Annotated in this window: 15 protein-coding genes; 2 read left to right on the top strand and 13 right to left on the bottom strand. The window is 70.7% G+C overall.

Annotated features, from left to right (window positions below; all coding sequences use genetic code 11):
* Positions 1–25 precede the first annotated feature (25 nt).
* Positions 26–607 carry a TetR/AcrR family transcriptional regulator gene (locus OO69_RS25825; protein WP_033283160.1) on the bottom strand — a complete coding sequence of 194 codons (582 nt, stop codon included), beginning with the start codon at positions 605–607 and terminating at the stop codon, positions 26–28.
* A gap of 137 nt (positions 608–744) precedes the next feature.
* Here OO69_RS25825 and OO69_RS25820 point away from each other — a divergent pair, with 137 nt between their 5' ends.
* Complete coding sequence (locus OO69_RS25820; protein WP_033283159.1) at positions 745–2,205, top strand: MFS transporter; 1,461 nt, start codon at positions 745–747, stop codon at positions 2,203–2,205.
* On the opposite strand, the gene OO69_RS25815 is transcribed toward OO69_RS25820, so the two are convergent.
* From OO69_RS25815 to OO69_RS25795, 5 genes are all read right to left on the bottom strand, one after another.
* Entirely contained in the window at positions 2,202–3,218 is a 1,017-nt protein-coding gene (locus OO69_RS25815) for a 1-aminocyclopropane-1-carboxylate deaminase (protein WP_033283158.1), read from the bottom strand. The two genes, OO69_RS25820 and OO69_RS25815, sit on opposite strands and share 4 nt — an antisense overlap.
* A 13-nt stretch (positions 3,219–3,231) precedes the next feature.
* Positions 3,232–3,879, bottom strand: coding sequence for a GntR family transcriptional regulator (locus OO69_RS25810; RefSeq protein WP_033283157.1), 648 nt, complete (start codon positions 3,877–3,879; stop codon positions 3,232–3,234).
* Positions 3,880–3,983: 104 nt separating this feature from the next.
* Complete coding sequence (locus OO69_RS25805) at positions 3,984–5,567, bottom strand: TROVE domain-containing protein (protein ID WP_033283156.1); 1,584 nt, start codon at positions 5,565–5,567, stop codon at positions 3,984–3,986.
* 353 nt (positions 5,568–5,920) lie between these two features.
* Positions 5,921–7,381: an alkaline phosphatase PhoX gene (locus OO69_RS25800; protein WP_033283155.1), complete on the bottom strand. Its 1,461-nt coding sequence runs from the start codon at positions 7,379–7,381 to the stop codon at positions 5,921–5,923.
* A 195-nt stretch (positions 7,382–7,576) separates the two neighbouring features.
* Positions 7,577–9,013, bottom strand: a complete 1,437-nt coding sequence (locus OO69_RS25795; protein WP_033283154.1) for a hypothetical protein — start codon at positions 9,011–9,013, stop codon at positions 7,577–7,579.
* Between the two features lie 313 nt (positions 9,014–9,326).
* Between OO69_RS25795 and OO69_RS25790 the strand changes: the two genes are divergently transcribed.
* On the top strand, positions 9,327–11,150 hold the full coding sequence (locus tag OO69_RS25790) for an endonuclease/exonuclease/phosphatase family protein (RefSeq protein WP_033283153.1): 1,824 nt from the start codon (positions 9,327–9,329) through the stop codon (positions 11,148–11,150).
* Positions 11,151–11,216: 66 nt separating this feature from the next.
* Here OO69_RS25790 and OO69_RS25785 read toward each other — a convergent pair whose 3' ends face one another.
* From OO69_RS25785 to OO69_RS53075, 7 genes are all read right to left on the bottom strand, one after another.
* On the bottom strand, positions 11,217–11,942 hold the full coding sequence (locus tag OO69_RS25785) for an SRPBCC family protein (RefSeq protein ID WP_033283152.1): 726 nt from the start codon (positions 11,940–11,942) through the stop codon (positions 11,217–11,219).
* A gap of 43 nt (positions 11,943–11,985) precedes the next feature.
* Positions 11,986–12,594 (bottom strand): ArsR/SmtB family transcription factor, encoded by a 609-nt coding sequence (locus tag OO69_RS25780; protein ID WP_033283151.1) that lies wholly within the window; start codon positions 12,592–12,594, stop codon positions 11,986–11,988.
* An 83-nt stretch (positions 12,595–12,677) separates the two neighbouring features.
* The gene (locus tag OO69_RS25775; RefSeq protein ID WP_033283150.1) at positions 12,678–13,388 is read right to left on the bottom strand and encodes an antibiotic biosynthesis monooxygenase; all 711 of its coding nucleotides are present in this window, start codon (positions 13,386–13,388) and stop codon (positions 12,678–12,680) included.
* Positions 13,389–13,464: 76 nt separating this feature from the next.
* On the bottom strand, positions 13,465–14,142 hold the full coding sequence (locus tag OO69_RS25770; RefSeq protein WP_033283149.1) for a hypothetical protein: 678 nt from the start codon (positions 14,140–14,142) through the stop codon (positions 13,465–13,467).
* On the bottom strand, positions 14,139–14,276 hold the full coding sequence (locus OO69_RS52550) for a hypothetical protein (protein WP_199811026.1): 138 nt from the start codon (positions 14,274–14,276) through the stop codon (positions 14,139–14,141). Before OO69_RS52550 ends, OO69_RS25770 begins: the two co-directional genes overlap by 4 nt.
* 107 nt (positions 14,277–14,383) lie before the next feature.
* On the bottom strand, positions 14,384–14,989 hold the full coding sequence (locus OO69_RS25765) for a hypothetical protein (RefSeq protein ID WP_033283148.1): 606 nt from the start codon (positions 14,987–14,989) through the stop codon (positions 14,384–14,386).
* Positions 14,986–15,219 carry a hypothetical protein gene (locus OO69_RS53075; RefSeq protein ID WP_033283147.1) on the bottom strand — a complete coding sequence of 78 codons (234 nt, stop codon included), beginning with the start codon at positions 15,217–15,219 and terminating at the stop codon, positions 14,986–14,988. Before OO69_RS53075 ends, OO69_RS25765 begins: the two co-directional genes overlap by 4 nt.
* Between the last annotated feature and the right edge of the window lie 53 nt (positions 15,220–15,272).

The following is a 15,272-nucleotide window of genomic DNA, read 5'->3' as shown; positions in this document are numbered from 1 at the left end:
GCCCCTTCCGAGGGGCGCCCGGCGTTCACTCCGGCCGGGCAGCGGGCCGCAGCCCGTCCGTCAGCAGGGACAGATAGCGGCGGATGTACTTCCCCTGCCCGTTCGCCAACTCCGAGGCCGTGGACACTCCGTGGGCCAGCCGCAGGACCTCGATCGGCTCGATGTCCTGACGCAGGGTCCCTTCCCGCTGCGCCGCCTCCACCAGCCGCTGCGCCGCGCCCTTCATATGCGTGCCGCAGGCCGTGAGCGCGAGATTGTTGCCGTCCGTCACGGCCGAGCCCAACAGGGCCTTCATACCGCGCACTTGAATCGTGCCGACGCACACCTCGTACAGCCACTCGGCCAGCGCCTCGCCCGGGGGCAGCTCCTTCGCGAGCTCGTCGGCGCGGGTGCCGAGCGCCTCGATCCGGTCGACGTAGGCCGCCTCAAGCAGTGCCTGCCGGGTCGGGAAGTGCCGGTACAGCGTCCCTGACCCGACGCCCGCGCGCTTGGCGATGTCGTCGAGGGACGCGTTCTCCCCGTGCTCGGCGAAGGACTCCGCCGCGACCTTCAGCAGTCGGTCGTAGTTGCGCCGGGCGTCCGCGCGCATGGGTCTGACCTGGGCCATCCAGATACTCCTTGCGAACCGGGGACTGTCTCCGTATCTTACCGAGTACTAAACGGAGACAGTCCCCGCTTACCTCTGCGGGCAGTCCGTGCTGCCCGCACGTCTCTCAGCCGGGGACGCCAGACCGGGAGAACTCCATGTCCACCCCGTCCGCACCGTCCACCACCGTCGATCCTCTCTCCGCACCGCCCCGACCCGCCAGGCTCGGCACCGTCCTCTTCACCGTCGTCACCGCCTATCTGATGGTCGGCGTCGACTCCACCGTCGTCAACGTCGCGCTGCCGGACATCCAGAAAGACCTCGGCTTCAGCCCCACCGGGCTGTCCTGGGTCCTCAACGCCTACACGCTCGCCTTCGGCGGGCTGCTTCTGCTGGGCAGCCGGGTCGGAGACATCGTGGGCCGCCGCCGTACGCTCACGATCGGCGTCCTGCTCTTCGCGACCTCCTCCCTGCTCGGCGGACTCGCCACCGACAGCGCCTGGCTGCTCGCGGCCCGCGCGCTGCAGGGCATGGGCGCCGCGCTCATCGCACCCAACACGCTCGCCCTGATCACCACCAACTTCCCGGAGGGCCCGCGCCGTCACCACGCGCTCGGCATCTACACCTCCATGGCCGGCATCGGCGCCTCGATAGGCCTGGTCATCGGCGGCATGCTGACCTCCTGGGCGTCCTGGCGCTGGGCCCTGCTGATCAACGTGCCGATCGGCATCGCGGTGGCCACCGCCCTCCCCCGTTTCGTCGCCGAACCCCCGCGCCACGCGGGCCGGTTCGACGCGGCGGGCGCGCTCACCGGCACCGCCGGGATGACCTCGCTGGTGTACGCGTTCATCCGGGTCTCGTCGGACGGATGGGGCGACATGCAGGCGCAGTTGGGGTTCAGTTGCGCGGCGGCCCTGTTGGCGGGCTTCACCGTGGTCGAGTCCCGCGCCGCCCAACCCATCATGCCGCTGGGGCTGTTCGCGGACCGCAACCGCGCGGGTGGCTACGCGGGCGTCCTGCTGCTGCCGGCGGGCATGTTCGGCGCGTTCTACTTCCTCACCCTGATCAGCCAACGGGTCCTGGACTACAGCCCGTTGCGCGCGGGCTTCGCCTTCCTGCCGATGACACTGGCGCTGTTCACGGTCGTGCGTTTCGTGCCCCGGCTGCTGGCCCGCTTCGGCGCCAAGCCGGTGCTGCTCACCGGCATGGCGCTGCTCGCCGTATCGGCGGCATGGCTGTCGCAACTCCGCGCGGACGACGGCTACTTGACCGGGCTGCTGGGCCCGCTGCTTCTGCTGGGCGTGGGTGTCGGACTCAGCTTCATGCCGCTCAACGCGACGATCCTCGCGGGCATCGAACCCCGCGAGGCGGGCGCCGCGTCGGGCCTCCTCCAGACCCTCCAGTGGCTCGGCGGCACCCTCGGACTGTCCATCCTGGTCACGGTGTTCGGCACGGCGACCCGGCACGCGACCGGGTCACCGTCCGAGATCCTCGTCCACGGCTCGGCCCGCGCGTTCGGCGTCGGCGCGCTGATCGCCCTGACCGCACTGCTGGTCTCGGCGTTCGTGATCACCGGCAGGAAACCCGAACGGGCCGAGGGCGCCCGGGAGTCGGCCTAGAACAGCGCGCTGTACGCGTCCAGCGCGGGCTGGCCGCCGAGGTGGGCGTAGAGCACCGTGGAGTCGGCGGCGATCTCGCCCCGGGCGACCAGGTCGATCATCCCGGCCATGGACTTGCCCTCGTACACGGGGTCGGTGACCATCCCCTCGGTGCGGGCGGCGAGGCGCATCGCCTCCAGGGTGGTCTCGTCCGGGATGCCGTAGACGCCGGCGTGGTAGCGGTCGTCGAGTTCGACGTCGTCGAGGGTCAACTCGCGCTTGACGCCGATCAGTTGGGCGGTGCCCTGCGCGATACGGGCCACCTGCTCGCGGGTCTCGGCGGGCTTCGCCGAGGCGTCGATGCCGAGCACCCGGCGCTCGCGGCCGCCCGCCTCCTCGATCGCGCGGAACCCGGCGACCATGCCCGCCTGGGTGGAGCCGGTCACCGAGCACACCACCACGGTGTCGAAGAAGACGCCCAACTCCCGCTCCTGCTCGGCGACTTCGTGGGCCCAGTTGGCGAAGCCGAGGCCGCCGAGCGGGTGGTCGGAGGCGCCGGCCGGGATGGCGTACGGCTTGCCGCCGCTCTCCTCGACCTCCCGCAGCGCCTGCTCCCAGCTCTCCTTGAAGCCGATGCCGAACCCGGCCTTCACCAGGCGTACGTCCGCTCCGGCGAGGCGGCTGATCAGGATGTTGCCGACCTTGTCGTAGACGGAGTCGGGCCACTCCACCCAACTCTCCTGGATCAGCACGCACTTGAGCCCGGCACGGGCGGCACAGGCCGCGACCTGGCGGGTGTGGTTGGACTGCACGCCGCCGATCGAGACGAGGGTGTCGCAGCCCTTCGCGAGGGCGTCGGCGACGAGGTACTCCAGCTTGCGGGTCTTGTTGCCGCCGTACGCGACACCGGAGTTGCAGTCCTCGCGCTTGGCCCACATCGAGGCGCCGCCGAGGTGGGCGGTGAGGCGCTCCAGCGGGTGGACGGGCGAGGGGCCGAAGAGGAGGGGGTAACGGTCGTACGAGGAAAGGGACATGAGACCTCCAGGGTCAGTCAGCATCGGTCAGGTCCGCGAGGGTGTGCCAGATGTCGGCCGTGACGCGGACCGCACCGTCCGTGTCACCGTCCGCGCAGGCCTCGATCAGCCGCTCGTGCAGCCCGGCCGAACGGCAGGAGCCGCCCTCGCCGAAGCGTCGTCGCTCCAGTCGGCGGATGAGCGGGGTGTAGCGGGCGACGGTGGCGGCGGCGGCGCGATTGCCGCTCACCCGCACCAGGACGTCGTGGAGTTCGTCGTCGGCGCGCAGGGCCGCGTCCACGTCACCGGCGTGCACGGCGGCGGCGAACCGGTCGTTGGCCGCGCGCATGACGTCGACGTCCGTGTCGCGCAAGAGGGGTACGGCGACCCGGGTCACCAACTCGTGCATGGCCCCGACGACGGCGGCGGCGTCCCGTACCTCGGCGGCCACGACCGGCGTCACCCGGGTGTAGCTCTGCGGCTTGCTCTCCAGCAGCCCCTCCTCCACCAGCCGCGAGAACGCCTCCCGCACCGGCGCCCGCGACAGCCCGAGCCGCTCGGCGAGATCGGCGTCCCGCACCACCGCCCCGGGCTCGATGTCCCCGGCCACGATGGCGTCGCGGATCGCTTCGTAGGCGCGGTCGCGGAGGAGGGTGCGCGGGACGGGCCGTAGGGCGTTCATGAACTGAAATGTTAGATGTCAATCCTCGGTCGGGCAAGGGTGCGCCCACGTGGACAAGGGTGTGGCCCGCACTCCCCGTGAAAGTGCGGGCCACACCTTGCCTCTCAAGCCGCCCAGGGCCAGTCCGCGTCCCGGGCCGCCTCCAGCAGCGGCACCATCCGGAAGGCCGCGTCCGAGAGGCCGCCGAAGGTGTGCCGGTTCGCCGTACCGGACGGGCCGTGGCCCGCTCGGTACCCGGCGAGGTTCCAGGTGTAGACCGGGATGCCGGCCGGGACCTGCTCGGTCGGGTCGCCGTAGTGGCTGTACGAAGCCTGCTCGTCGGTGATGATCAGCACCCGGTCCTGGCCCCGGTAGTGCGAGCGGACCGCCGAGGTGGTGTCGGTGCCGCCCAGGTCGCCGAAGCGGCCCAGGACCTTGAGCACCGACTCACCCGCGCCGAGGTCGAGGCGCTTGCTCGTCGTACCGAACTCGACGAGGTCCGCGTCCGCCGCCCGCAGCGCGAGCGCCGTGCCGAAGATCGCCGCCGCGTCGGCCCGGTTGAGCTCCGAGCGGTCGGACAGCCGGGAGTGGAACATCGACCCCGAGCGGTCCACGAGCACCAGCGTGCGGCCCGGCAGCGCGGGCACGTTGGCCAGCGAGTGGCCGAGCGCCCGCTCCAGCGGGTACGACCAGCGCAGCGAGGGCGCGTGCTGGTACGCGGCGAGGTAGCGGAACGGGAACTGCCGCGAGCGCGCGACCTCCGCCGGGTCGCTGATCTTCGCCGCGACCCGGGCCGCGACCTCGTCCGAGACCCCGGCCTCGTCGAAGTTGCGGAGATTCCGGACCAGCGCCATCGAACCCATGGACGGAATGACCGCCTCCCAGGCCGCCTTGTCCATCGGGCCCTGGAGCCAGCCGGCCAGCGCCTCCCACGTCATCCCGGCCGCCGCGAGCCGCTCGGCGCCGTCGGCCGCCGTGACGACCGCGCGCCGCTCTTCGACCGGCAGCGCCATCAACTCGCGGTGCGCGGTGAGGACTTGGTTCGACGCGGGCGGTACGGCGGTGTCCGGGTGGTGCCGGCGGTCCAGCGCGTACTGGAACAGCTCGCCCTGCCACGCCTTGTCCGGGTCCGGCGCCGCGTGCACGAGGTTGAGGATGTCGCCGAAGCGGTAGCCCTTGGACGCGGTGTCGTACTTGAGCAGCGACTTACCGCTGTAGAGACGTCGTACGGCGTCGGCGACACCGCGCTTGACCGGCTTCGGGATGTTGCGGCCGTAGCGCGCGGTCCAGTACGCGAGCAGCTCGCCGGGCTCGTCCGGGCGGCGCAGCACGGAGTCGACGACCTGCCGGTTCGAGGGGCCGTCGGTGGCGCCGGCGTCGAGGCGGGCCTTCACGTACTCGGCGGCGCCCACGACGGCGGCCGTACGGAGGTTGCCCTCGCCGCGCAGCCAGCCGAGGAGGCCTGCCGTCCAGTCCGGGTCGGTGACGGCGAGCTCGCGCACGAGGGTCGCGAAGCGGTCGTCGCGGTCGGCGCCGGACTCGTAAAAGGTCTGCTGGGAAACGAAGTTGGCGACCGCGAGCAGGAAGAGCTCGGAGCGCGCGTCGCGCTCACGGCCCCGGCCGCCCTGGTAGGTACGGAGTACTCGGCCCGTGGAGGTGACCCGCGAAGTGGGCTGGGTCTTCGCCGCCTTGGTGTTGAACCGCGCCATGGTGAATTCCCCCGAATTCCTTGGTGTTTCGGAGGGAGCGCGCAGCGAAAGGTGGGTGCCCGAGTTCAGAGGCGGCGACGGACTTTTCCAGGTGCTCTACCCAATTGAGCTACACCGACCCGAAGTCGATGACGGGACTCGAACCCGCAACCGCCCGATCCAATGAAGTAACCGTTGCCTGCGCACCGGGCACCCACCATGAGCTGCGCCTCCCGAGATCAAAAACGGCTGCGGCGTGGATTCTTTGAGAGAGAAGTAGCCGCAGCCTTCGCACCGGGAGGTGCGTGCTGTTGTGATCTCAGAGTAGGAGGCACAGCTCCGGAGGGGCCAACCAATTAATTCCGTACGGGAGTTCAGCCGCGCTTCTGCCGCTTCCAGGGACCAGTGATCGCGAGCATGATCCCCGGTGTCTGGATGTTCGCGTACAGGGTCTTGCCGTCGGGCGAGAACGTCACGCCGGTGAACTCGCTGAACTCCGGCTTCTCTTCGGTGCCGATGTTGAGTTCGTTGCGGGCGATCGGGTACGTGCGGCCGCTCTCGGTCGCGCCGAACAGGTGCTGGACGCCCTCGCCGTCCTCGGCGATGACGAGACCGCCGTAGGGAGAGACGGTGATGTTGTCGGGGCCGTCGAACGCGCCGTCCACGGACGGGTCCGGGTTGACGCCGATCAGGACCTTGAGGGTGAGAGTGCGGCGCTTGGGGTCGTAGAACCAGACGGCGCCGTCGTGCTGGACGGGGCTCTCCGTGCGGGCGAACGAGGAGACGATGTACGTGCCGCCGTCACCCCACCACATGCCCTCCAGCTTGCGGGCGCGGGTGACCTCGCCGGCCGCGAACTGCTTGCGGACGGAGGTCGTCCTGGCGTCGCGGTCGGGGACGTCGATCCAGTCGACGCCGTAGACCGTGCCGATCTTCGTGGCGCGGGAGAGGTCGTCGATGAACTTGCCGCCGGAGTCGAAGCACTTGAAGGCCTGGAGGACGCCCGCGTCGTCGGCGAGGGTGCGCAGCTTGCCGCGGCCGTGGTGGAAGTGCTCGGGCGGGGTCCAGCGGTAGAGGAGGCCGTTCGGGTTCGCCGCGTCCTCGGTCAGGTAGAGGTGGCCGCGCTTGGGGTCGACGACCACGGCCTCGTGGGCGTAGCGGCCAAGTGCCTTGATGGGCTTGGGGTTTCGGTTGGCGCGGCGGTCGACCGGGTCGACCTCGAAGACGTAACCGTGGTCCTTGGTGAAGCCGTTGGTGCCGGCCTTGTCCTCGGTCTCCTCGCAGGTGAGCCAGGTGTCCCAAGGGGTGTTGCCGCCCGCGCAGTTGGTGGCGGTGCCGGCGATGCCGACCCACTCGGCGACGTGGTCGCGGCGGACCTCGACGACCGTGCAGCCACCGGCGGCGGCGGGGTCGTAGACGAGGCCCTCGGTGAGCGGGACGGGGTGGGGCCACTGGGCGCGGGGGCCGGCCAGCTCGTGGTTGTTGACGAGGAGGGTGGCGCCGCGCGGGCCGTCGAAGGTGGACGTGCCGTCGTGGTTCGAGGGGGTGAACTCGCCCGATTCCAGCTTGGTCCTGCCGCTGTACGTGATGACGCGGTATTTGAAGCCGGCGGGCAGGGCGAGGAGGCCGTCCGGGTCGGCGATCAGCGGGCCGTAGCCGACGCCGGTGTGCCCGTGTCCGTGGTCGTGTCCGTAGTCCGCCGCCGACTCGGTGTCGGAGTCGGTGGCGGCGAGGGCGTTGGGCGCGGTGGCGAGGGCGCCGACGCTGCCCGCCAGCGCGACCCCGGCACCGGTCATCGCGGACTTGGCGGTGAAATCCCTGCGGGTGAGCGACATGCGTGTCTCCTGTGACGGTGGGTGTGCCGTGGAGGGTGGCGGACCTCGGTCGGCGCCACGCTTCCGCCCATGTCTGAACACGAGTTGAACACCGGACGACTTCGCCGGGCCCTCTTCCATGAATCCGTAAGAGATCACCCACGAAGCCGTATGCGCTCACCCATGGAACTCAAAAGTCCCGCAGGGTGGATCAGGTCAATTCCCTTGCTGGGAGCGGGCCTTGAAGGCCGCCTTCCGCGCTTCCTTGGCGATCCGCTTGTCCGGGTGCAGGCGGCCCATCGCCTCCAGGACGTCCGCGGTCGCCGGGTGGTCGACGCGCCAGGCCGCCGCGAAGAATCCGTTGTGCTGCTGGGCCAGGCCCTCGACCAGGGCCTGCAACTCCTCGGAGTTGCCCTCGGCGGCGAGCTGCGCGGCGACCGTGTCGACGGTCAGCCAGAACACCAGGTCCTCGGAGGGCGCGGGGACGTCGCTCGCACCGCGTTCGCTCAGCCAGACCCGGGCGAGGCCGCCCAGTTCGGGGTCGTCGAGCACCGCGCGCAGTGCGGGCTCGGCCTCCGCGCCGACGAGGGAGAGCGCCTGCTGGCAGAGCAGCCGGCGCAGGGGTGCGCCGGAGTCCCCGCCGCGGGCCGCGGCGAGCAACTCCCGTGCCGCGTCGAGGGGTTCACGCCCGGCGAGCCACTGCTCGATCTCGGCCTGCGCCGCCCGCTGCGGGAACCCGGACGTCCCGTCGAGCAGCGCGTCCGCGCCCTTGTCCGCGAGATCCCCTACGGCGGGGGCGGCGAAGCCTGCTTCGAGGAGGCGGGCGCGGAGGCCATAGAGGCCGAGGGGGGTGAGGCGGACCATGCCGTAGCGGGTGACGTCGGTCTCGTCGACGGACGCGGCGGGGCCGTCCGCCGGCTCGTCGGGGTCGGCCATGAGGGCCTCGTCGACGGGCTGGTACTCGACGATGCCGACCGGTTCGAGGAGCCGGAACTGGTCGTCGAGGCGCATCATCGCGTCGGAGACCTGCTCCAGGACGTCGTTGGTGGGCTCGCCCATGTCGCTGGGCACGATCATCGAGGCGGCCAGCGCGGGCAGCGGGACGGGGCCGTCACCGGGGCCCTCCTCGTTGACGGTCAGCAGGTACAGATTTCCGAGGACGCCGTCGAGGAACTCGGCCTCCGCCTCGGGGTCCCAGTCGAGTGACGAGAAATCGACCTCGCCGCCGTCGTCCATGGCGTCGACAAGACCGTCCAGATCGGGCACGCTCGCGTCCGCGAGGAGGGTGTCGAGGGCGCCGAGCCACACCGCGAGCACGTCGCCGGGCGAGCCGGAGGTGAGCAGCGCCAGCTCCTCTCCGGCCGTCACGGTGCCCTCCTCCTCGTCGACGACCTCGACGAGCCCGGTGTCCACGGCGACCCGCCAGGCCTCGCTGGCGTCGGCCGCGGCGTCGTCGCCGGTGAGCCCGAGGAGCTCGGCAGCGGCGGGCAGCTGCTCGTCTACGAGGCTGCCACCGGCGTCGATCCGGGTGTCGGGGCCGGTCCAGCGGGCGAGCCGGGCGGCCCGGGCGAGCAGGGGGGTGGACAGCGCGTCGCGCGCCAGCTCCGCTTCGGAGTGCAGCCGCACCGGCGGCAAGGGGGAGCTGTCTGACATCGGTGGGTTCTCCTAGGGCGCCTCGAAGGCCGTACGACGGCCGTACACGACACACGACTCAGCCGCTCAGCCTAGACGGATTTCGACCCATGCCGCCCGGTTCATGTTCCGGCCACGAGGAGTACATGGCTGAAACCTTGACAACTGGGCGGCCCCGCAATGAGATTGACGCGCGTAGAAATGTCATGGACACCTGATCCGGGTATCTTCTACGCGCGTCGCTACCGCCCCACCGGTCGCGGCTCCCACCGCCGCAGTACGTGTTCCAATCACCCTCGTCCCGGCACTCATGCATGTCCCCGGAGGGATCCCGTTGCCGAGCAAGTCCTCCGCGCGCCTTGCCGCGCTGACCGTCGCCGCCGTCTGCTCCATGGCGTCCACGATCGTTCTCACCTCGCCCGCGCACGCCGACGGCGTGCGCATCCATGACATCCAGGGCACGACCCGGGTGTCCCCGTACGCCGGCCAGAAGGTCGCGGACGTACCGGGCATCGTCACGGGCGTCCGTACGTACGGCTCGTCCAAGGGGTTCTGGTTCCAGGACGCCACCCCGGACGACAACCCGGCCACGAGCGAGGGCGTCTTCGTCTTCACCAGCTCCACGCCGAAGGTCGCCGTCGGCGACTCGGTCACCGTCTCCGGCACGGTCTCCGAGTACGTCCCGGGCGGTGCCTCCACAGGCAACCAGTCGCTCACCGAGATCACCAAGCCGACGGTCACCGTCGTCTCCAGCGGCAACGCCGTACCGGCCGCCACGGTGATCAGCGACCGCTCCGTGCCGAGCCGGTACACCCCGGCCGGCGACACCGCCGCGAGCAACTCGGTCAACGCGCTGACGCTGCAGCCGAAGAAGTACGCCCTGGACTACTACGAGTCCCTCGAGGGCATGAACGTCCAGGTCTCCGACGCCCGCGTGGTCACCGCGACCGACCCGTACGCGGAGCTGTGGGTCACGGTGAAGCCGCACGAGAACGCCACCAAGCGCGGCGGCACGGTCTACGGCTCCTACGACTCGCAGAACGGCGGGCGCCTCCAGATCCAGTCCCTGGGCGCGACGGCGGACTTCCCGGTCGTCAACGTCGGCGACAAGCTGACCGGCACCACGGACGGACCGCTGGACTTCAACCAGTACGGCGGCTACACCCTCGTCGCGAACGAGATCGGCGCCGTGAAGAGCGCCGGCCTCAAGCGCGAGACGACGAAGAAGCAGTCGAAGAGCCAGCTCGCGGTGGCGACGTACAACGTCGAGAACCTCGACCCGTCGGACGGCACCTTCGCCGCGCACGCCTCGGCGATCGTGAACAACCTGCAGTCCCCCGACATCGTGTCCCTGGAGGAGATCCAGGACGACAACGGTGCGACGGACGACGGCACGGTCGACGCGAGCGTCACGGTGAACAAGCTGATCGACGCGATCGTCGCGGCGGGCGGCCCGAAGTACGACTGGCGCTCGATCAACCCGGTCAACGACCAGGACGGCGGCGAGCCCGGCGGCAACATCCGCCAGGTGTTCCTGTTCAACCCGGAGCGGGTCTCCTTCACCGACCGCGCGGGCGGCGACTCGACGACCGCCGTCGGTGTCACCAAGGTGCACGGCAAGGCGCAGCTGACCGCGTCCCCGGGCCGGATCGACCCGGCCAACGCGGCCTGGAGCGCGAGCCGCAAGCCGCTCGCGGGCGAGTTCGTCTTCAAGGGCAAGACGGTCTTCGTGATCGCCAACCACCTGATCTCCAAGGGCGGCGACCAGCCCCTGACCGCGCAGTACCAGCCGGTCACCCGCAGCTCGGAGACCCAGCGCCACGCGCAGGCGACGGCGGTCAACGCCTTCGTCAACGAGATCCTGGCCGCGCAGAAGAACGCGGACGTCATCACGCTCGGCGACATGAACGACTTCGAGTTCTCCGACACCGCGAAGATCCTCGAAGGCGACGGCGAGCTGTACTCGGCGATCAAGTCCCTGCCGAAGAACGAGCGTTACACGTACGACTACCAGGGCAACGAGCAGGTCCTGGACCAGATCCTGATCAGCCCGTCGGTCCGCAAGGACTGCTTCGAGTACGACAGCGTCCACATCAACTCGGAGTTCAACGACCAGATCAGCGACCACGACCCGCAGGTGCTGCGCTTCCAGCCGTAGCACCCGCGGGGAGCCACGGGGGGGCTCACGGGGGGGGTAGACGGGGTCTCGCCGACTTGCACCAGGTCAGGCGAAGACCCCGTCCAGCCAGTTCTGCCAGGCGAGTTCGTTCGCCTTGGCGTCGGCGCCCGGCGCGAAGTCGTGGACGCTGACGCCGACCGGGGCGCCCCACTGGTTGCGCCCGAAGAAGCGGATGAGGGCACCGTCGGTACGCAGCCCGATGAAGTACGGACTGCGGAAGTCCAGTACGGCGTCCAGGAGTTGGCCCTCGGGCCCGCGGGCCTGCACCCGCGCCCCCTCGGCGGTGTCGTCCGCGAGGCCGAGCGCCCGGGCCGTAACTTCCAGCGCGTCGGGGGCAATTGAGGCATCGGGCCCGTTGAGCGTGGCGAAGGCGACGGCCCGGCCCGCGAAGTGGGTGACGTACTCCCGCAGGGTGTGCAGGTAGAACGCGTTGTGCTTGCTCGCGCCGTCGTACTGGTTGTCCCAGTCGTCGGTGAAGATGCCGCTGTGCACGTACCGCACCCAGGCCCGCCGGCCGCCGTCGCGGGGTTCGATGGTCTCGTCGATCTGGTTGAGGCTCTGGATCGGGAAACCGACGTCCTCGGTGCGGGCGGTGAGCCGGTGCGGCGGGTCGAAGTTCGTGAGGGTGGACCCGAAGGGCCCGACGCGGTTCTCGGCGTCGTACTCCATCGGCCACAGCCAGCCGCCGGTGCCGTCGGTGATGGCCGCCCACACCTCCTCCGGAGTGGCGTCGACCTCAAACTCGTAGACGATCTCGAATTCCTTGGACATGGCTAGCTCCTGAGTACTACTGGTCCTACTGGTCCTGATGGTTCTACTGGTCCAGTTCTGGGGTGGGTGGTTTCTTGACCGTGGGGTGGACGGCGACGACGATCCGGTGGTCGCGGCCTTCCTCGGACTCCCCCGCGTCATATTTGCGGATGAGGGCGCTCACCCCGGCGGTCAACTCCTGGATGAACGCGGCCCGGTCGGCGGCGGACGCGAAGCGCACCTCGCCGTCCAGCGCGTAGGTCGCCAGCCGCTTGTGCGCCTTGGTCGCGCCGGTGATCAGCGAACCGACGTCCCGCACCAGGCGGGCGCCGAGCGCCAGCAGCCAGCGCGCGGAGAGCTGGTCGCGGAACCGGTCCGGGTCCGGCTGCACGGCGGCGAGCGCGAGCGGCGAGATGACGTACGACGCGGCGGTCGCCCGCATCACCCGCTCGGTGACATTGCCCTTGCGCCGCTCCCCGTCCAGCTCGACCAGGCCGTGCCGCTCCAGCGCCTTGAGGTGGTAGTTCACCTTCTGCCGGGGCAGTCCGACCTTGCCGGCCAGCATGGTGGCCGACGCGGGTCCGGCCGCCAGTTCGGCGAGCAGCCGGGCCCTTATGGGGTCCAGCGAGGCGGCTGCGGCCTCGGGGTCCTCGATCACGGTGACGTCCAGCATGCGTCCACCGTCTCACCGAACACTTTTTTTGTCTAGGCGGGTGAGGTTGTCGGCTGGCAGGGCCTTCAGCTCGGAGGCGGCGGCTATTCGGGTACGAGGCCGAGCGCGTGGTCGTAGCGGCTGACCGTGGTGCTCTTCAGGCCCGGCCAGGTCTGGACGCGTTGCCAGGCTGCGGTGGCGGAGCCGATGCCGTCGCCGGGGGCGGCGAGGGCGTCCAGGTGGGACTGGGCGCTGTCCCACTCGGCGTAGTTGAGGACGCGGGTGCCGTCGGTGGAGAGGTGGAAGTGGGCGGAGATGCCGCCGGGGTGCGGGGCGGGTTCGTTCTCCAGGGCCTCGAACACGGCGTCCACCCAGGCGTGTTGGCGGTCGGGGTCGGGGCCCTCGAACTCGATGTCCACGATCACGACGCAACCGGGGACACGGCCGCCCCGGTCCGCCGGTCCGCCGCTGCGGTAGTGGCGGTAGCGGCCGAGGCCGAGACGCTCGATGCGCGGTACGGCGGTGTCGATCTCGTCGACGCGCTCCTGACGGTGGGTCTTGGCGAAGGTCTCGTACGCCGGCTCGCTCGTCCACTGTGAGTAGTGCAGCAGGGTGGAGGCGTCGTGGCCGGTGTAGACGTGGTAGCCGAGGAGGTCGCCGGCGGGCCAGGGGCGGCGTTCCCAGGCGGCCGCGATCGCCTCGACGGACTGCCGTTGGCGCAGGGGGGTTCCTACGCGCCAGGTGCTGAAGAAGGGGGCGCCGACGCGGGGGTCCGCGAGGTCGGGGTGGGAGTCGGTCCGGCGGGTGGCGGTCATGCGGGCCTCCGGTGATCGGTACGGGTGTGTGCCGACCAGCCTTCAACCTCGACCGAACTTGAGGTCAAGGCCCGCCCTACTTCTGTGCCCCACCCTCCTCCAACTGCGCCAACCGGCTCTGGAACCAGTCGAGGCGGGCCTGCAACAGGGCTGCCTCCGCGACGAGTTCGGGCACGCCGAGCCCTTCGGGAAGTCCGGGGTCGACGGTCTCCACGAGGTCACCGCCCGCCACCACCCGCAGCCCGTCCCCGGCCAGCCGGGCGAACTCGGCGAGCGAGACGGACGTACGACCGCGGACGCAGCCCTCGCACGCGGCGGCCAGGGCGCGCCAACCGGGCCTGCCCCAACCGGCGTCGGCGAGCGCGACGGCCCGGGCACAGCAGGCGCAGGGGCCGACGGTGGCGGTGCGGACGCGCTGGCGGGCGTAGCGGAAGCCGAGTTCGAAGCGGATGTAGGTGCCGAGCACGGTGATGTCGAGGAGGACCGCCGCGCGGTGCTCGGCGGTGCACAACAGGGCTTCCGCGGCTGCCCGTTCGTGCACACAGTGGAAGCCGCAGTCGCAGAGCCGCGCGGGCGAACGGTGGCGGCGGCCGTACACGCAGGACGCGTCGGCCACGACTCCGTACGGCAGCGCGCCGCCCAGCGACACACCGGTGAACCCGGTCCGGGTGCCGTCCTGGGACAGCACCGGGTGGGCGATCTTGAATCCGGTCGGCGGCTCCGTCGGACGTTCCTCGGGGAGCCGCAGCCTCATCGGACGGCCGGGACCTCTTCGGGCGCCTTCTCCTCGGCGAACTCCGCGGCCGTCTCGGGGAGTTCGAGCTCTTCCTCGTGGATCTGCGGCCGCTCCTCGGCGACTCCGGTGGCCAGTGCCTTGCCGAGCTTCATGACGCCTCCCGTGACCAGGGGTGGATCAACTTCCCACGTCGGTGACCTTCCTGGCCATGGTGACCCATGAGGGGGCCAATTGGACATAGGGCCTTGGGCCTGGAGCCTCAGTACGGGCCGCCCCGGAAGTAGAGGCTTCTGTACGGCCGAGGGCGGTCGCCGTGTTCGTGGGCGGCGTCGGAGCGGTCGGCGGGGGCCGAGCGCCCGGCCAGGCCGCGCAGGGTCTCCAGGCCGGCCAGGATCTCGGCGCGGTGCTCGGAGGTCTTCATCCAGGCAGGCAGCCGGGCGACCATCGCCCTCGTCGGCGACAGCCCGCCCCGTTCGCGCAACCGCGCGCCCACATAGGCCGCGAGGGCGTCGACGTGCACCTCGTCGTAGGCCCACAGGATGTGACCGACGCACCGGGTCTGCAGCCAGAGGGGCCGATGGAAGAAGGGGTCCTCGGTGCCGCCCGGCGCCACCCCGACCAGCGCGTTGTCCCGCATCGCGGCCACCCACTCGGCGACGGCCCCGCACCCTGAGCATGCCAACCGCCGTGGCTGGAACAGCAGTTCCGTGGCGTACCTGGGCGCCGGCAGACCGGGTCGCGGGACCACGACCGCGCGGCCGCCGCAGCGGGGGCAGACCACCAGCACGCGGCCGGTGAAACGCTCCAGCGGGACGCCGTCGTCGCGGTGGCGTACGGAATCCCCGGTGTCGCCGCTCCCCGTCACGCCGCCCCCAACGCCTTCGCCACCGCGTCCCTGACCTCTGCCTCCGAGGGTACGGATCGGCCCTGCTGTGCTGCCAGTTGGGCCAGGGAGGTCATCGTCACGCCGCCCCGGATGCGCATGCCGATCGAGGCGAGTTTCGCGCCGGGCGGGGTGCGGGCGCCGTAGGTGATGACGGGCGGGTGGGTGAGCAGGGCGAGGCACTTCGCCCAGGTCGATCCGCTCGATGTCACCCACCATTGCGCAGCATCCCTTACCAATACCAGGTAGAAGAATTAAGTGGAGC

This window comes from Streptomyces sp. NRRL F-525, assembly GCF_000716605.1.
Lineage (GTDB): Bacteria > Actinomycetota > Actinomycetes > Streptomycetales > Streptomycetaceae > Streptomyces.
Note: the sequence above shows the minus strand (reverse complement) of the source record. Positions and strands in the feature narration are given on the sequence as shown.